A 17,971-nucleotide genomic window follows, 5' to 3' on the forward strand; every position below is an offset into this window, starting at 1 on the left:
GCACGCATCTTAGCATCGACACTATTATCAAGAAACGTGCCTGCGGTGTGCGGCGTGTTACGCTGAGATTTCAGGTATGAATCATGCTTACTTAAGCACATCGCGATGAACCAGGTCGCGCCCACATCGAAAAGGCATTCCGCATGGCTATCCGTATCGCGCTGCACCACAAGACCAGTTACCGTTATGACCGCCTGGTCAACCTGTCGCCGCACGAAGTACGCTTGCGCCCGGCTCCGCACGCGCGCACACCGATCTTGTCGTACTCGCTGACGGTACAGCCCGAAGACCACTTCATCAACTGGCAGCAAGACCCGTACGGCAATTACATTGGCCGTTTTGTCTTCCAGGAAAAAACCGACGTCCTCGACTTCACGGTGGACCTGGTGGCCGACATGACGGTCATCAACCCGTTCGATTTCTTTGTTGAAAAATATGCCGAGAAGTTCCCTTTCGCCTACCCGGAACAACTGACTTCCGAACTGAGTCCCTACCTGCGCACCGAAGCGGCCGGCCCGCTGCTGAAAGAATGGGTGGCGTCGGCCCGCACCGCGCTGCTGGCAGAACCGATCCTCACCAACGACTTCCTGGTGGCGATTAACCAGCGCCTGCAGCTCGATATCGCGTACCTGCTGCGCATGGAACCGGGCGTGCAGACGCCGGAAGACACGCTGGAAAAACGGTCGGGCTCATGCCGCGACACCGGCTGGCTGCTGGTGCAGATCCTGCGTGAACTGGGGCTGGCGGCACGTTTCGTGTCCGGCTACCTGATCCAGCTGCGCGCCGACCAGGAAGCGCTGGACGGCCCCAGCGGCGCGGCCGAAGACTTTACCGACCTGCACGCGTGGACCGAGGTGTACATCCCCGGCGCCGGCTGGATCGGTCTCGACCCCACCTCCGGCATGCTGGCCAGCGAAGGCCATATTCCGCTGGCCTGCACGGCGATGCCGTCGTCGGCTGCGCCGGTCAGCGGCTATACCGACCAGGCTGAAGTGACGTTCTTCCACGAGATGACGGTCACCCGCATCCACGAAGACCCGCGCGTGACCAAACCGTATTCGGAAGCCGATTGGCACAAGATCGACCAGCTGGGTCAGCAGGTCGATGCCGACCTCAAGCGCCAGGACGTGCGCCTGACGCAAGGCGGCGAGCCGACCTTTGTCTCGATTGACGACATGGACGGCGCCGAATGGAACACGCTGGCCCACGGCGACAAGAAGCGCGAGCTGGCCGGCAACCTGATGCACCGCCTGAAAAACCACTTTGCCCCCGGCGGCATGCTGCACTACGGCCAGGGCAAATGGTACCCGGGCGAGCCGCTGCCGCGCTGGGCATTGAATATCTTCTGGCGCGTCGATGGCCAGCCGATGTGGTTCGACGCGTCGCTGTTCTCCGACGATCACGTCAACGATGGCTACGGCAGCGACGAAGCGGCCAGCTTCATCGCCGAACTGACGAAGACCCTGCGCCTGCCCGCCAACAGCCCCATTGCCGCCTACGAGGACGTGCTGCTGCAAACCCAGCGCGAGCAAGCCCTGCCGCGCAATATCGATCCTCTGCAGGCTGACCTGAAATCACCGGAAGAGCGGCGCCGCCTGGCGCGCCTGCTCGAGCGCGGCCTGGGCCAGGTAGCCGGCTACGTGCTGCCGTTGAAAGCGGCCGACTACGATCCGTCGGTCATGCTGGGCACCAACTGGCGCACGTCGGCCTGGCCGCTGCGCCGCGAGCACCTGTATCTGCTCGAAGGCGATTCGCCGATGGGCCTGCGCCTGCCGCTGTCCACGCTGCCGTGGGTACTACCGGAAGAGCGCGAGGCCGACCTCGAGTTCGATGTCGATCCGTTTTCCCCGCGCGGCGCGCTGCCGGTCACCAAAAAAGAGAAGCGCCCGGTACTGGGCCTGGCCGCCGGCAAGTCGGCCGAACAGGCCAAGGCGCGCACGCCGCAAGACCCCGCCGCCCGCGATGTGATCCACACCGCGCTGTGCGTGGAAGTGCGCGGCGGCCGCCTGCACGTCTTCATGCCGCCGCTCAAACGCATCGAGGACTACCTGGCGCTGGTGTCGGCCGTGGAAAACACCGCGTCCAGACTGAAGTTCAAGCTGCGCCTCGAAGGCTATGCGCCGCCGCGCGACCCGCGCATCAAGCTGCTCAGCGTGACGCCCGATCCCGGCGTGATCGAGGTGAACATCCATCCGGCGGCCAGCTGGAATGAGTTGGTCTATAACATGTCCACGCTGTACCAGGAAGCGCGCCTGACGCGCCTGGGCACCGAAAAATTCATGCTCGACGGCCGCCACACCGGCACCGGCGGCGGCAACCACGCCACGCTGGGCGGCGCCACGGCCGAAGACAGCCCGATGCTGCGCCGGCCCGACCTGCTGAAAAGCCTGATCACGTACTGGCAGGTGCACCCGGCATTGTCGTACCTGTTCTCCGGCACCTTCATCGGACCGACCAGCCAGGCGCCGCGCGTCGATGAAGCGCGCGACGACAACCTGTACGAGCTGGCCATCGCCTTCCAGCAGATGGACCAAGTGCTGCCGACCATGCACGACGGCGACAAGCCGTGGATGGTCGATCGCCTGCTGCGTAATATGCTGGTCGATCTGACCGGTAATACGCACCGCTCCGAATTCTCGATCGACAAGCTGTATTCGCCGGACGGTCCCACCGGTCGCCTGGGCCTGGTGGAATTCCGCGCCTTCGAAATGCCGCCGCATGAGCGTATGAGCTTGCTGCAAATGTTGCTGCTGCGCGCACTGGTGGCGCGCTTCTGGCGCCAGCCGTTCCAGGCCAAGCTGGTGCACTGGGGTACGGCGCTGCACGACCGCTGGATGCTGCCGCATTTCGTGGCGCAGGATATCCGCGACGTGGCGCGCGACTTGCGTGCTTCGGGCTACGAGTTCGAGGAACACTGGTTCGAGCCGTTCATCGAATTCCGCTTCCCCCGCTTCGGCACCGTGGTCTATGAAGGCGTGGAAATGGAGCTGCGCCAGGCCATCGAGCCGTGGAATGTGCTGGGCGAGGAAGTCACCGGCGGCGGCACCGCGCGGTACGTCGATTCGTCGGTGGAACGCATGCAGCTGCTGGTGCGCGGCCTGACCGACGGCCGCCACATCGTGGCCTGCAACGGCCGCATGCTGCCGCTGCATCCGACCGGCGTGCCGGGCGAATATGTAGCCGGCGTGCGCTTCCGCGCGTGGAGCCCGTGGTCGGCGCTGCACCCGAGCATCCGCGTGCAGGCGCCACTGACGTTCGACCTGGTCGATACCTGGAGCGGCCGTGCCATCGGCGGTTGCACCTACCACGTGGTGCACCCGGGCGGGCGCAGCGAGGTCGGCTCGCCGGTCAACGCCAACGCTGCCGAAGCACGCCGGTTTGCGCGCTTCTGGCCGCATGGCCACACGCCGGGCCCGATGACTGTGATGAAAGAGGCACACAATCCGAGCTTCCCGATGACCCTGGACTTGCGCTGGCAGCCGTATTGACCTATTGTTTCGGTCCAGCAATCGCTTAACCTGCTTTCCATGTAGTACGCGCGCCCATGCCATCTCCCCTTCTAGCCCATTACCTGGCCGCGCCCGACAGCTTCGACGAAATGCTGGACGCGGCCAGGGTGCCGCGCGCGCACTGGCGCGCAATGCTGGACAACCTGGCGCACGAAGCGCCAGGCATGATGCGCCAGCGCAACGAGATGGTGCAGCGCCAGGTGCGGGAAAACGGCGTGACCTACAACGTGCCGGCCGACCGCGACGGCCGCCAGCGGCCATGGGATTTGAACGCCCTGCCGCTGATCCTGCCGCCCGACGAATGGAGCGTGATCGAAGCGGCCGTGATCCAGCGCGCCACCCTGCTCAACCAGATCCTCGGTGACGTCTACGGCAAGCAGCAGATGTTGCGCGAAGGCCTGCTGCCGCCGGCGCTGATCCACGGCCACGCGGGCTTTCTGCGCCCATGCCACGATATCCGCCACCACGACAACGTCGCGCTGCACTTCTACGCGGTGGACCTGGCGCGCGCGCCCGATGGCCGCTGGTGGGTGGTGGCCGACCGCACGCAAGCGCCGTCGGGTGCCGGCTACGCGCTGGAAAACCGCGCCATCATCTCGCCCACCTTCCCCGACCTGCTGCGCGAACTCAAAGTGCAGCCGCTGTCGCAGTTCTTCCGTACCATGCATGACAGCCTGCTGCACTGGGGCCGCCTGTGCGCCGCCAGCGGCGACAAGCCCGCGCCGCTGCGCGACGGCGACGTGCCGCTGATCGTGCTGCTCACTGCCGGTCCGCGCACCGCCAGCTATTACGAACAAGCCTATCTTGCGCGCTACCTGGGCCTGGCGCTGGTGGAAGGCGGCGACCTCACCGTGCGCGACGGCGTGGTCTATCTGAAAACCCTGGCCGGCCTGCAGCGCGTGCATGTGATCCTGCGCCGGGTGGACGACGAAGCGTGCGATCCGCTGGAACTGGACAGCTCGATGCTGGGCGTGGCGGGCCTCACGCAAGCGGCGCGGCGCGGCAACGTGGTAGTGGCCAACAGCCTCGGATCCAGCCTGCTGGAATCGGGCGCCCTGCTCGGCTTCCTGCCGGCGCTGTCGCGCCGCCTGCTGGGCGAACCGTTAAAAATGCCGTCGGTGGCCACCTGGTGGTGCGGCGAGCCGGCCGCACTGGAAGCAGTGATCGAAAAGCTCGACCGGCTGGTAATCAAGCCCAGTTTTGCGCAACGCCCGCAGTCGGCCGTGTTCGGCCGCGACCTCGATGGCACCGCGCGCGAAGCCTTTATCGCCGGGCTGCGCGCCGACCCGAACAATTTCATCGCCCAGGAAGTGGTGCGGCTGTCGCAGGCGCCGGTGTGGAAAGGCGGCCTCACATCCGGCTTGCAGGCGCGCGCCGTCGGTCTGCGCGTGTTCGCCTGCGCCACGCCCAACGGCTACGTGGTGATGCCGGGCGGCCTGACCCGGGTGGCCACCGGCCACGATGCGCGCGTGCTGACCATGCACATGGGCGGCGCCAGCAAGGACACCTGGGTGCAGGCCCGCACCCGGGTGGAAGTGCACCGTCCCCAGCACCGCAGCATCACCAGCGACAACCTGGTGCGCGAAGACACCAATTTGTCGAGCCGGGTGGCGGAAAACCTGCTCTGGTACGGCCGCCACGCCGAACGCTGCGACAATATCGGCCGCCTGCTGCGGGTGGCGCTGCACTTCCTGTTCAATGTCCGCTTCGACCAGCGCGGCGCCGAGTGGGCCACCGTGGAGGCGTTGTGCATCCACTTCCAGCTGCTCGACGCGGCCAGGAAGCCGGCGCCAGCCCAGGCACAGTCGCAATCGCTGGGCGGGATGACGCAGACGCAAACCATTGCGGCGCCCACTACCATCTTCAGCGATGCCGAAATCGAAGCGGCCCTGCTGCTGGCGGTGGTGTCGCCCGACGTGCCCGGACTGGCACGCCAGCAGCGCCAGCTGCACCGCGTGGCCGGCCAGCTGCACGAACGTTTTTCGGTCGATAACTGGCGCGCCCTGAACCGCATGGTGCAGCCGGCGGTGCACCCCGGCGAACGGCCGTCGCAGTCGGCCGCGATGACCATCCTCGACGACGCCGCCGCCTCGCTGATGATGCTGGCCGGTTTTGCGCTCGACGGCATGACGCGCGACCTCGGTTGGCGTTTCATGTCGATCGGCCGCCGCCTGGAACGGCTGCAATTCCAGTGCGAAGTGCTGCAGCGCGCACTGGCGATGGACCAGGATGGCAACCTCGAATGGCTGCTCGAACTGTCCGACAGCATCATCACCTACCGCGCCCGCTATCGCGCCCAGCCCGAGTGGCTGCCGGTGCTGGACCTGCTGCTGTGCGACGAGAGCAATCCGCGCTCGGTGCTGTTCCAGATCGACGGCATCCTCGGCACGCTGCGCCGCATCGCCCACACCCACGGTCCCTGCGGCGCCGACCTGCTGGCGCCCTTGCGCACCGAATTGAGCGCCCTCACGCCCTGCACCGACCTTACCCACGGCAACGTCATGCTGACCGCCTTGCTGAGCCGGATCCAGCTCGCCAGCGCGGCACTGTCCGAACATATCAGCGTGCAGTTTTTCAGCTACACCGACAATGACCGGCAAAGGAAGCGTACATCATGACGGGGACGACGCATGAGTGGCCGGTCGGCGCCGTAGCCTGCGCCCGGTACCGCGTGGTCCACGAGACGCGCTACCAGTATCAAAGCACGGTCTCGCTGTCGCAGCAGTACCTGCACATGACGCCGCGCCCGTTCGCCTGGCAGCATACCGAGTCGCACCTGATCTGGCTCGACCCGGTGGTCTCCGAAGGCCGCGACGGCCTCGATTATTTCGGCAACACCGTGCGCCACGTGGCGCTCACGGTGCCGCACGACAGCCTGCTGGTGCATGCCGAATCGACCGTGCTGCTGCGCGCGCGCCCCACCCTGGCAAAGATCGCGGCCTCGCTGCCATGGGAGAGCGTGCGCGACATGATGGGCAAGGAAAAGAGCGCTACCACGCTGGAGGCGTGCCGCTACCTGTATGCGTCGCCGCACGTGCACTGGTTCCCGGCACTGGAAGCCTATGCGCGCGTGAGCTTCACCCCGGGCCGGCCCCAGCTTGACGCGGCGCTCGACCTGACCCGGCGCATCTTCGACGACTTTGAATTCGACAGCAAGGCCACCGAGATTTCGACACCGCTGGAACAGGTGCTGAGCGGCCGACGCGGCGTATGCCAGGATTTTGCCCAACTGATGATCGGCTGCCTGCGCAGCATCGGCCTGCCAGCGCGCTACATCAGCGGCTACATCCTCACCCATCCGCCCGAAGGCAAGCCGCGCCTGGTAGGCGCCGACGCGTCGCACGCGTGGGTCTCGGTATATTGCCCGGCGCTGGGCTGGGTCGATTTCGACCCGACCAACCGCTGCCTGGTCCAGCACGAACACATCACGCTGGGCTGGGGCCGCGACTTCAGCGACGTCACCCCGATGCGCGGCATCGTGCTCGGTGGCGGCCGGCAGGATCTCGATGTGCAGGTGACGGTGACGCCGTTGCCGGTGTTGGGTGGGGTGTGAGGGCGCGACATGGTCGATCCATTAGAGTAGACTAACCGCACATGTTCAGAGAGGTGAATCATGACGGCACTCACACGAGCAACTGGAATAACAGTTGACGCCCCCACGTCGCGAAAGAAAAAACGCACCGAAGCATCCATTACCGCCGCCCCCACGCAAAGCGCCAAGGCACAGCTAGATCAAGCCATCGAAGCCGCGTTCGGCCTGCTGAAGGGCAAGGATGTTTTGCCGCTTGATGCATTGCAGTTTGAACGCGAAATGCGCGACGAATGAGCATGCGTGTCCTTTTAGACAGTAATATCATTATCGATCTTTTGCACGGTGGTAATCCCCCCTGCAAATGATCGCCATCCTGAAGCAGGCCGAAGCCGGCTCCCCGATCCCGGAGCTATGCCGCTAGCATGCCATAAGCACGGCAACGTTCTACAGGTGGCGCGCCAACTTCGGAGGTATGGATGCGTCCCTATAAGCCCTTGCCGAGCGTCGAATATTTTCTCAAATCCCTACCTTCCCGACACGCCATCACCATTCAAAGAACCATGAAGCTAACAAGTCTCTACCTCCGAATATCGGCGACTGACACCACCAATCAGGCTACTAACTTGTTCAGGGCATTAACCCTTCTGTTCGTCACATGCATGTGCTTCGGACCGGCCGCAGCCGCACCAGCGCTGCCGGAATCAACGCCACTGGTCATTGGCGAGACCTGGTTCATCGATTCGCAAGTGTTGGGGGAAAAGCGGCGCATCAATGTTTATCGTCCGGCGGGCGTTCCTGCCGATGCGGCGCTGCCGGTGCTATATATGCCGGACGGCGGCCTGACCGAGGATTTTTTGCACGTCGCCGGTTTGTTGCAGGTGGGCGCCGCGAACATGACCATGCGCGCCTTTTTGCTGGTTGGCGTTGAAAACACAGAGCGGCGCCGCGATCTGACCGGTCCGACTGCTGTCGCAAAAGACCGCAGCATCGCGCCGCGCGTCGGGGGTTCACAGGCTTTTCGCGATTTCATCCGCAACGAACTGATGCCGCAGGTGGCGCGGCGTTACCGGGTCACGGCGGAACGGGCGATCGTGGGCGAATCGCTGGGAGGCCTGTTCGTGGTCGAGACGCTGGTGCGCGAGCCTGATTTGTTCGACACCTATATCGCGCTCGATCCCAGCCTGTGGTGGAACGATGGCGCGCTGCTCAAACAGGTTTCCGCGCAACCGCTGACGTTGAGCCGTCAGAAGAATTTATACATCGGCTCGAGCGCAGATGGCCAGTCGTTCATTGACCAGCCGGTGCTTGCAGCGACGTTCGGCGAGACGGAAAACCTTCACTTTGACTTCGAGAGCTGGCCCACCGAAACCCACGCCACCATCTACCATCCGGCGGCGTTGAAGGCGTTTAGACTGATGCTGGGCACGCAAGGCTCGCGCTAACCCTGCTAGCGGCGGCTGGTGAGCCCCAAGGTATCCGCGAACTTTATCTGCGGGTACTTCAAGCAGGCGGAAAGCGGCCCAGCTGCATGAACAGGCCGAACCAGTCCTCCATATGCCATGTCGTGGTAATCACGCCACCGGCCAGCGTGTGAAACTCGTGCAGCCGGAAGTTCACTTGCTTGCCGGTCGGCGCGATGCCGAACAGTTCACCCAGGTGGGTGCCGGAAATCTCGGCGCGCACGCCAACCTTGCCCGGTTGCTGGACCATGTCGTGGACGGTGATCTGCACGTCCGGGAACGCCGCGCCGAGCATGCGGATGATGGTTTTGACGCCCGCCGGTCCGGGCGCCTGGCCGGGCGCCAGCGGAATGTCGTCCCAGTCGGACGCCAGTACTGCATCGACCAGGTCGGGCGTTTGCTCGCTGAACGCACGGTACAGGGTTTCGACGGCAAGGCGCTCGGCGCGCAGTTGAGGGGAGAAGTCGGTTGAAGTGGTCATGATGGGCTTACCGGGATGATTTGCGAAGCGCCAGTGTGGACTTTGCCCTACAATCAGTCCAACAAATAACCTTTATAAAGAATTATTCGTTTTATGGATTTTCATGGCATCGATCTGAACTTGCTCGTCGCCTTCGACGCGCTGATCAACGAGCGCAACGTCACGCGGGCGGCGGCCCGGGTGGGCGTGAGTCAGCCGGCAATGAGCGCTGCGCTATCGCGCCTGCGCACGCTGCTGGGCGACCCGCTGTTCCAGCGCAGTGCCGACGGGTTGCTGCCCACGCCGCGCGCGCGCGACCTGGCCATTCCCGTCGCCCAGGCGCTGACCATGATCGAAGCAGCGATGTTCTCTCCACCGGCGTTCGATCCGCAGGCGGCGACCGTCACGTTCAAGCTGGGATTGCAGGATTACCCGACGCAGATCCTGCTGCCAGCGCTGCTGGAGGCGCTGCAACGGGCCATGCCGGGCGCGATGCTCAACGTGGTGGCCTTCAACGACCGCGATGCCGCTGTCGACCTGCTCGACGCGGGCCTGATCGACGCCGCCATCGGTGTGGCGCCCACCGCTACCGACGGTCGCATACTCACCCGCCCGCTGCTGCGCGACGAATTTGTCACCATCTTCGCGGCCGACCATCCGGCGGCAGCGGGCCCGATGGACCTGCCCACCTATCTCGCTTTCAAGCACGTGCTGGTGTCGCCCGAGGGACAACTGCACGGTATCGTAGACCAGGCGCTGGCTCAACTGGGCTTGCAGCGCCAGTTGGCCCTGACCGTGCCGCATGTCTTTGCCGTGCCCGAAGTGGTAGCGCGCACCGGCATGGCCGCCACACTGCTCGAACGGGTGGCGCTGCACGCGCTGGCCCACCACAGGCTGGCGCTGTGCGCGCCACCGGTAGCCTTGCCTGCGATGGTATTCCACCTGCTGTGGCACCGGCGCAGCGACCGGCATCCGGCGCAGTCGTGGTTCCGGGAGTTCATTGCGCAGCAGTCGGCGGCAATCGAATGACCGCACGCTGGTGCCCGCGCCATGGCGATGCCGGACACTTTGTGGCAGCATGACTTCCCGGGCACTTTCAGACCCACCTCACAGGAGACCGCAATGGACGCACAGTTGACCACCCTGCTCGACGAACTGGCAACGTTTGGCGACACGCACGACAGCGATGCCGCCAAACATAACACCCGCATGCTCAACATCACGCCGGACACAGGCGAATTTCTCGCCGTCCTTGTAAAGACCATGGGCGCGCGCCGCATCCTGGAAATCGGCACTTCCAACGGGTATTCGACGCTGTGGCTGGCCGATGCCGCCGGCGCCACCGGTACCGTGACGACCGTGGAACGTTCACCCGCGAAGATCGTCCTGGCACGCGACAATTTCGCGCGCGCCGGCCTGGCTGCCCGCATCGACCAGCGCGAGGGCGACGCCGGCGCGATCCTGCGCGAACTGGACGATGGTGCTTACGACCTGCTGTTCCTTGATTCGCTGCGCAGCGCTTATCTCGCCTGGTGGCCGGAACTGCAACGCGTGTTGCGACCGGGCGGTTTGCTGGTGGTCGATAACGCCACGTCGCACCCGCAGGATATGGCCGACTTCACCGCCGCCGTCCGCGCCGACAGCGGTTTTACGACCAGCTTGGTGCCGGTCGGGAAAGGCGAATTCCTCGCCGTCAAAGCCTGACCTGGCGGCAGGCTGCTGCCATCAACCAGGGGCGCCCACAAAGGCGGTGGGCGTCATGTCGGTCACCTGGCGAAACGCGCACGAGAACGAGGCGGTACTGGAGAAGCCCAGCTCCGACGCTACCTGGCCGATGGTCTTGCCGCGTCCCAAACGGTCCATCGCCTGGACGATCCGCGCGCGCTGGCGCCACAATTTGAAGGTCAGCCCGGTTTCCGCCATGAACAGCCGGCTCAGCGTGCGCACCGAGGTGGCGGCGCGCGCCGCCACTTCGTTCACGCCCAGCGCGTTGCGGTAATCACTTGCAGCGACTGCAGCAATGCGCTGGCCTGCGGCGCTGGTGGGCATCGGCAAAAACGTGGGCGCATGCGCGGTGGCGGTCAGCTCGTGCAGCATCAACCTGACCACCAGTTCGGTCTTCTGCGAGGTAGTCTGACCCATCGCAGCGGCGCCAAAAGCCGTCTCGAGCAAGGCGCGCATCAGCGGCGTCACGCGCAGCGCAAACGTGCGGTCGAGCGGCGCTGGCGGCGCCCACGCATGCGCGGCCGCGGGTTCCCAATGCACCATCCACAGCTCGGCATCGGTGAGCACCTCCACCCGGTGCATCACGCCAGCAGGAATCCACACGCCCAGTTGGGCGGGCACCAGCCAGCGGCCCGCCTCGGTGTGCACCTGCACCATGCCGGCGGCGGCAAAGGTCAGTTGCGCTTCATCGTGCGCGTGCATCGGCGCGCCGCCGCCGCGCGGTTTGAAGCCGCGTTCGAGCGCATATGGCGGTTGATAGGGTGTTTGCATCGATTGGCCTGTGAGCGATGCCGGTTGGCGGCACATCGTAAAGCCGTTCACCTATCATGGCAAGCAGTGTTTGAGAACCCATCACCCCACAGGAGCAGGACTATGAAAGCAGTCGTAATCAACGAATACGGCGACAACAGCGTAGTAAGCATCATCGACATCGCCCGTCCGGAGCCACAACCGGGCGAGATCCTGATCAAGGTCCATGCGGCAGGCGTCAACCCGGTGGACTGGAAGATCCGCAGTGGCGCCGGTCAGCGCATGGGCATGACGCTGCCGATCCACCTGGGCGGAGAATTGAGCGGGACGGTGGCGGCGGTGGGCGCCGGCGTCGAACGGTTCCACGCGGGGGACGCCGTCTACGGCATCGTCAGGACCGGCGCTTTTGCCGACTACGTGGTGGCCACTGCGGATCAGCTGGCGCACAAACCCGCCAACCTCGACTTCATCGCGGCAGCCGCCGTGCCGCTCGGAGCGCTGACCGCATGGCAGGCCATGTTCGACCTGGCCGGGCTGGCCGCCGGCCAGCGCATCCTGATCACCAGCGGCGCGGGCGGCGTCGGCTCGCTGGCGGTGCAACTGGCCAGGGCGGCCGGCGCCCACGTGACAGCGATGGCGTCCGCACCGAACGAGCAGTTCGTGCGTGGACTCGGTGCCGACGAATTTATCGACTATACGGCGCAGCCGTTCGAGGAGGCGGCGCGCGACATGGACGTGGTGTTCGATACGGTCGGTGGCGAGACCTTCCAGCGCGCCTTCGCTACGCTCAAGCCAGGCGGATTCCTGGTGACGTCGGTGGCGTTTCCCGCCGACGCGGACCACCAGCGCGGCGTGGGCGTGGCGCGCGTGCAGTGCCGGCCCGACGCCGCGCAACTGGCGTCGATCCGCGCGCTGGTGGAGACGGACAAACTGCGGCCGTACGTGGCCACGGTGTTGCCGCTGGCTGCCGTCAGGCAGGCGTTCGCGCTGTCGGAAGGCGGACGCACACGCGGCAAGATCGTGCTCGATCTCAGTAGTTAAACGACTCAAGCACACTCAATCGTACCGCCCACCTCGGCAAAACAATGGTATTTTAATAAAATAAAAAAGCACCGTCGTTCTTTTATTTTGTTTTCAATGCCGAGGTTTCCGTGACACCCATCCGATTTACTCCCGACGTCGAGGTCATCGATCCCGACGAGCAGCAACTGATCGCCAGCATCGTCGAGCAGATGGCCGCGTCGTCGCGCTGCGCTTTCGAGCGTCATCGCCACGCAATCCGCGACGCCCATGCCAAGTCCAACGGCTTGCTCAAGGGCGAACTGGTCGTCCATGACAACCTGCCGCCCGCGCTGCGCCAGGGCGTGTTCGCGGTGCCGCGCACGTACGCCATCGTGGCGCGGCTGTCGTCGGCGCCCAGCGACATTCATTCCGACGAAATTCCGGCCGCGCGCGGCTTTGCCTTCAAGATCATCGGCGTCGATGGCGAGCGCCTGGTGGCCGACATCGAAGGACACAACCAGGATTTCCTGATGGTGAACTTCCCAGCCCTGGCCTTCGGCACGCTGCCGAAGTACAAGCGCATGCTCGGACTGCTGGAAGCCAACGCCCAGGCGCCGGACACGTTCCAGCGCCTGGTGGCCGGCACCGCGCACGGCGCCAAGCAGGTGCTGGAAAGCCTGGGCGGCACACCCGGCGCCACCCTTGACGGGCTGGCGCGCGACAACCACCATCCGCTGGGCGAGACGTACCACACCCAGGCCGCGCTGCGCTATGGCGACCATATCGCCAAGCTGTCGATCGCGCCATCGTCCGGCAACGTGCGCGCACTGCACGGCAAGAACATCGACGACATCGGCTACGCCGGCATGCGCGAAGCGATCGCCGAACACTTCGCCACGCAGGGCGCAGAGTACACGCTGTCGGTGCAGCTGTGTGCGGACCTCGAGCGCATGCCGGTCGAAGACGCGGCCATCGCCTGGCCCGAGGAACTGTCGCCGCACGTCCCAGTCGCCACCTTGCGCTTCGCGCCGCAGTCCACCGCGCATCCGGCACGGCAGGTGTACGGTGACGACAGCCTGTCGTTCAACCCGTGGAATGGCGTGGCCGCGCACCAGCCGCTCGGCGCCATCATGCGCGTGCGCCGCGTGGCGTATGAGCGTTCCTCCGCGTTCCGCCACGCCATGAACGCGCGTCCGCGCGTGGAACCAGTTCAAGCCTCCGACATCCCCGACTAAAGGCCCCATCATGACCAATCCGAATGAACACACGGGCGACCCGCGCCTGCTCGACGAAACGAAGCTCGAGGCAATCCGCCGCCGTATCGACGCGGTCGCACACGACGCGCCGCACCTGGCGAAAATCGCCTTGGAGGCCATGGTGCGCAAGCACAATCCCGACTTGAAGGGCACCGCCAATTCGGCCGGCCGCGCGGGCAAGCAGTCGGGCAATGTGTCGGAGCTCACTGCGATTGCGCCGCTCAAGCCCGGCGGCGCCGAGCGCCTGCGCCGCATTTTCGATCTCACCAACGGCAATATGGATGGCGCCCAGCGCGTGTCCACCCTGCACGACATGCGCTTCGTCTTTTTTGACAACGACACCCGCATCCTGTTTGCCACCACCTATGACGGCGACTGGGATAGCTACATCAATGACTTCGCCACCAAGATTCCCGAACTGATGGACCTGTTGTTTACCAATATCGAAGGCTGGCCCGGCATCGACAGTCCGAGCGTAAAAGACTTCATCGCCGGCCACCAGATCGATGCCGCCGGCTGGTTCGTCGCCAACCCGCAGGTGACCGTGGTCGATACGCGCCGCTTCCAGCGCATGGATCGCGCACTGACCGCCTTCCTCGACGAGATGGGCGCCAATCCGCCGCAGGACGAGGCCACGCGCGCTGCGCTCGAAAAGCTGGGCGCGGCCATCAGCCAGCCAGAGGGAGTCGATTACTGATGAGCATACTGACCGACCTCAGGACCCGGATCATCGGCGATAAAACCACGCTGGCACTCGACGACATCCAGGCCCTGATCCTGCGCTCGCGCCCCGAGCCGTACGTGGGCGTGCACGCGATGCTGCACATTGATGACGCCGCCGGCGGCCGCGACCTGCTGCGCCGCATGGCCGACCACGTGCCGTCGGCCGCCGGCTGGACCGACGACCGCGATGCCTGGATGGGCCTTGCGATCAGCTTCCAGGGCCTGAAGGCGCTGGGCGTGCCGCAAGATTCGCTCGACAGCTTTCCGCTGCCATTCCAGCAAGGGATGGCGCAACGCGCCGAACAGCTGCGCGACACCGGCAGCAACGCCCCCGAACACTGGGACGATGCGTTCGCACCCGGCGCCTGCCACATCGCCCTGACCATTTACGCGCGCGACGATGCCGCGCTGGCGGTAGCGCTGGACAAGGCCATGGCTGAACTGGACCGCTCGAGCGGCGTGACGCTGATCGGCCAGCACGCGTTCGGCGCCGACGAAGAAGCGAAAAACCCGTTCGGCTTCCGCGATTCGATCTCGCAGCCGCTGGTGGCCGGCAGCGGCGTGGAACCGCTGCCAGGCCAGGAGCGCGCCATTGCGGCCGGTGAATTCATTCTGGGCGAGAACAGCGAGACGGGCAAGCCGGTCGCCATGCCCGAGCCGCCGGAACTGGGCCGCAACGGCTCGTTCGTGGTGCTGCGCAAGTACGAAAGCCAGGCGGGCGCATTCAACGATTTCGTCCGCAGCCAGGCGCAGTCCGAGGAGCAGGAAGAACTGCTGGCCGCCAAGCTGGTGGGACGCTGGCGCAGCGGCGCGCCGCTGCCGCTGGCGCCCGAACATGACGATCCGGCGCTGGGCGCCGACCCGCAGCGCAACAACGGCTTCGATTTCTCGCAAGACCCTCGCGGGCTGGTCTGCCCACATGCATCGCACATGCGCCGCCTCAATCCGCGCGACAGCCAGCTGTCCATCCTCACCGACGTCAATATCCACCGCATCATCCGGCGCTCGTCCACGTACGGTCCCAAGTGGCGCCGCGAGCTCACCGCGCAGGACGACAACGGCGAGCGCGGCATCTACTTCATCTTCATCAGCGCGCGCGCCTACGACACCATCGAGTTCCTGCAGCAGGAATGGATCAATCGTGGCAACTTCATCGATCTCGGTACCGAACGCGATCCGGTGGTGGGTCTGCACGAGGCGCCGGGCACGTTCACCATCCCGCAGCAACCGGTGCGACGCCGCATCGACGGCGTGACCACGTTCAACCGGCTGCGCGGCGGCGAGTACCTGTTCATGCCGTCGCTCGGCGCGCTGCGGTGGATTGCAGCGCTGCCGCCCCATCCTGTCACGGCAAGCGATCCAGCAGCTTGTCGAGCGTGATCGGGTAATCGCGCACGCGGATGCCGGTGGCGTTATATACCGCGTTGGCGATGGCCGCCGGCACGCCGGTAATGCCCAGCTCTCCCACTCCCTTGGCCTTGAGCGGGCCGGCGGTGGCGTCCACTTCGTCGAGGAACACCACGTCCTGGTGCGGGATGTCGGCGTGGACCGGCACTTCGTAGCCGGCCAGGTCGTGGTTGACGAAGTAGCCGGCGCGCTTGTCCACCACCAGGTCTTCCATCAGCGCCGCGCCAGCGCCCATGGTCATGGCGCCGATGATCTGGCTGCGCGCTGCAGTGGGGTTGATGATGCGCCCGGCCGCGCACACGGCCAGCATGCGGCGGATGCGGATTTCGCCGGTGTCGGCATCCACCGCCACCTCGACGAAATGGGCGCCGAAGGTTTGCTGGGCAAAGCGCTTGGACAGGTCGCCGTATTCCATGGCGTCCTCGCCGGCCAGCTCGCCGGCGGCCACTGCATCAAGCAAGGGACGGCTGTTGCCGCCGGCGCGCACGCGGCCGTTGGCAAATTCGACGTCGCTGCCGTTATATCCCAGCCGCGCGGCCACCTGCTCGCGCAGCTTGACGCAGGCCGCGTACACGCCTGCCGTCGACGACGCTGCGCCAAACTGGCCACCGGAGCCGGCGCCTTGCGGAAAGCGCGAATCGCCCAGGCGCACGTCCACCTGGTCGAGTCCAACGCCCAGCATCTCGGCCGCCGTTTGCGCCAGGATGGTGTAGGTGCCGGTGCCGATATCGGTCATGTCGGTTTCCACCGTGAGCCGGCCGTTCTTTGCCAGCCGCACGCGTGCGGCCGATTTTACGACCGGCGCGCCACGGATGGCGGACGCCATGCCCATGCCGATCAGCCAGCGCCCTTCGCGCCGGGTTGCCGGCCTGGCGCTGCGGCGACCCCAGCCGAATTGTTCGGCGCCACGCTGCAGGCACGCCACCAGCTGGCGTTGCGAAAACGGCTTGTCTGGCGACTCCGGATCGACCTGGGTGTCGTTCAGTACCCGCAGTGCCACCGGGTCCATGCCCAGTTTTTCCGCCAGTTCGTCCATGGCGATTTCCAGTGTCATCATGCCCGGCATTTCGCCCGGTGCGCGCATGGCGCTCGCTTCGGGCAGATCGAGGTGCGCCACCACCAGCCTGGTCATGCGGTTGGCGCCCGCGTACAGCAGCCGCGTGGGCGCAGTCGATGCTTCGGGACGGTCGCCCAGGTTGCCCGACCAGCTTTCGTGGCCGATGGCGGTGAGCATCCCCGCTTTGGTAGCGCCCAGGCGGATGCGCTGGATGGTCGAGGCCCGGTGCGTGGTGTTGTTGAACATGAGCGGACGTTGCAGCGTCACCTTCACCGGCCGGCCCACGCGCTTCGCGGCCAGCGCCGCCAGCACGGCATCGCTGAGGATCGAACCCTTGCCGCCGAAACCGCCGCCAATGTAGGGCGCGACGATGCGCACGTTCTCCTCTGGTATGCCGAGTATCTTGGCGATGTCGCGCAGTCCCCAGCCCACCAGCTGGATCGCGGTCCACAGGGTGAGCTTGTCACCGTCCCAGGCGGCGATGGTGGCGTGCGGTTCCAGCATGGCGTGGGCATGGTGCGGCGTGGTGTACATCTGGTCCACCGTTACCTCGGCATTGGCAAAAGCGCCGGCGAAGTCGCCCACGGCCGACGCGCGCGCGGGCGGCACCGGTGCGGACGCGGGGATTTTCTCGCGCTCGGCCGCCAGGTCGAACGCGCCCGCCGTCGCCGCGTAGCGCGGCTGCACCAGTTGCGCCGCCGCGCGGGCCTGCTCGAACGTCTCGGCCACCACCAGCGCCACGGCCTGGTGGTAGTGCTGGATGTCCGGGCCGGCCAGCGCGCGCGCCACGTAAAAGCCACCCACATCGAGTTGGCCCGCGTCCTGCGCCGTGATCACGGCCAGCACGCCCGGCGCGGCGCGCGCCCGGGCCACATCGAGCGCGACGATGCGGCCCCTGGCGATGGCAGCACCCACCACGTAGCCATAGGCGGCGCCGGCGGACGGTTCGCGCTGCTCGTAGGCATACGGCGCGGTGCCGGTGGTCTTGAGCGGGCCGTCGATGCGGACGGTGGGTTGGCCCACCACCTTCAGGCGGTCGATCGGGTTGGTGGTTGCGGGCGTGGTGAACTTCATCGCTTGGCCTTCCTGG

14 protein-coding genes and 1 pseudogene are annotated in these 17,971 nt (G+C 65.8%); 12 read left to right on the forward strand and 3 right to left on the reverse strand.

All coding sequences use genetic code 11. The features are described from left to right. Nucleotides 1–143 precede the first annotated feature (143 nt). From F8197_RS14665 to F8197_RS14690, 6 genes and pseudogenes are all read left to right on the forward strand, one after another. A complete protein-coding gene (locus F8197_RS14665; protein WP_152882470.1) occupies nucleotides 144–3,488 on the forward strand; it encodes a DUF2126 domain-containing protein in 3,345 nt (1,114 codons plus the stop codon). A gap of 56 nt (nucleotides 3,489–3,544) precedes the next feature. Then, a complete protein-coding gene (locus tag F8197_RS14670) occupies nucleotides 3,545–6,127 on the forward strand; it encodes a circularly permuted type 2 ATP-grasp protein (RefSeq protein ID WP_193333437.1) in 2,583 nt (860 codons plus the stop codon). Then, a complete protein-coding gene (locus F8197_RS14675) occupies nucleotides 6,124–7,062 on the forward strand; it encodes a transglutaminase family protein (RefSeq protein WP_152882472.1) in 939 nt (312 codons plus the stop codon). The genes F8197_RS14670 and F8197_RS14675 overlap by 4 nt, the downstream gene beginning before the upstream one ends. Before the next feature lie 60 nt (nucleotides 7,063–7,122). After that, entirely contained in the window at nucleotides 7,123–7,335 is a 213-nt protein-coding gene (locus F8197_RS14680; RefSeq protein ID WP_152882474.1) for a hypothetical protein, read from the forward strand. Nucleotides 7,336–7,402: 67 nt separating this feature from the next. Beyond that, nucleotides 7,403–7,528 (forward strand): annotated as a pseudogene (locus F8197_RS14685) (transposase); the annotation flags it as partial. Next, the gene (locus F8197_RS14690; protein WP_227012258.1) at nucleotides 7,518–8,483 is read left to right on the forward strand and encodes an alpha/beta hydrolase; all 966 of its coding nucleotides are present in this window, start codon (nucleotides 7,518–7,520) and stop codon (nucleotides 8,481–8,483) included. The pseudogene F8197_RS14685 and the gene F8197_RS14690, both read left to right, overlap by 11 nt. Nucleotides 8,484–8,541: 58 nt before the next feature. On the opposite strand, the gene F8197_RS14695 is transcribed toward F8197_RS14690, so the two are convergent. Beyond that, a complete protein-coding gene (locus F8197_RS14695; protein ID WP_152882476.1) occupies nucleotides 8,542–8,982 on the reverse strand; it encodes an ester cyclase in 441 nt (146 codons plus the stop codon). 93 nt (nucleotides 8,983–9,075) lie between these two features. Between F8197_RS14695 and F8197_RS14700 the strand changes: the two genes are divergently transcribed. After that, entirely contained in the window at nucleotides 9,076–9,990 is a 915-nt protein-coding gene (locus F8197_RS14700) for a LysR family transcriptional regulator (protein ID WP_152882477.1), read from the forward strand. A gap of 93 nt (nucleotides 9,991–10,083) precedes the next feature. After that, nucleotides 10,084–10,665 (forward strand): O-methyltransferase, encoded by a 582-nt coding sequence (locus F8197_RS14705; protein ID WP_152882479.1) that lies wholly within the window; start codon nucleotides 10,084–10,086, stop codon nucleotides 10,663–10,665. 21 nt (nucleotides 10,666–10,686) lie between these two features. On the opposite strand, the gene F8197_RS14710 is transcribed toward F8197_RS14705, so the two are convergent. After that, complete coding sequence (locus F8197_RS14710) at nucleotides 10,687–11,457, reverse strand: helix-turn-helix transcriptional regulator (RefSeq protein ID WP_152882481.1); 771 nt, start codon at nucleotides 11,455–11,457, stop codon at nucleotides 10,687–10,689. Nucleotides 11,458–11,559: 102 nt separating this feature from the next. On the opposite strand from F8197_RS14710, the gene F8197_RS14715 reads away from it, so the two are divergent. The 4 genes from F8197_RS14715 to F8197_RS14730 all read left to right on the forward strand — a co-directional run bounded on the left by F8197_RS14715 (nucleotide 11,560) and on the right by F8197_RS14730 (nucleotide 15,797). Beyond that, on the forward strand, nucleotides 11,560–12,477 hold the full coding sequence (locus tag F8197_RS14715) for an NADP-dependent oxidoreductase (protein ID WP_152882483.1): 918 nt from the start codon (nucleotides 11,560–11,562) through the stop codon (nucleotides 12,475–12,477). Nucleotides 12,478–12,587: 110 nt separating this feature from the next. Continuing rightward, complete coding sequence (locus tag F8197_RS14720; RefSeq protein ID WP_373996882.1) at nucleotides 12,588–13,673, forward strand: catalase family protein; 1,086 nt, start codon at nucleotides 12,588–12,590, stop codon at nucleotides 13,671–13,673. Nucleotides 13,674–13,683: 10 nt separating this feature from the next. Continuing rightward, nucleotides 13,684–14,391 carry a hypothetical protein gene (locus tag F8197_RS14725; protein WP_152882485.1) on the forward strand — a complete coding sequence of 236 codons (708 nt, stop codon included), beginning with the start codon at nucleotides 13,684–13,686 and terminating at the stop codon, nucleotides 14,389–14,391. Further along, a complete protein-coding gene (locus F8197_RS14730; protein WP_152882486.1) occupies nucleotides 14,391–15,797 on the forward strand; it encodes a Dyp-type peroxidase in 1,407 nt (468 codons plus the stop codon). Before F8197_RS14725 ends, F8197_RS14730 begins: the two co-directional genes overlap by 1 nt. Here the strand turns inward: F8197_RS14730 and paoC are convergent. Beyond that, nucleotides 15,763–17,955: an aldehyde oxidoreductase molybdenum-binding subunit PaoC gene (gene paoC / locus F8197_RS14735; RefSeq protein WP_152882488.1), complete on the reverse strand. Its 2,193-nt coding sequence runs from the start codon at nucleotides 17,953–17,955 to the stop codon at nucleotides 15,763–15,765. The genes F8197_RS14730 and paoC overlap by 35 nt on opposite strands. Nucleotides 17,956–17,971 lie beyond the last annotated feature (16 nt).

The organism is Duganella sp. FT27W (genome assembly GCF_009295655.1).
Classification (GTDB): Bacteria; Pseudomonadota; Gammaproteobacteria; order Burkholderiales; family Burkholderiaceae_D; genus Rugamonas; species Rugamonas zoogloeoides.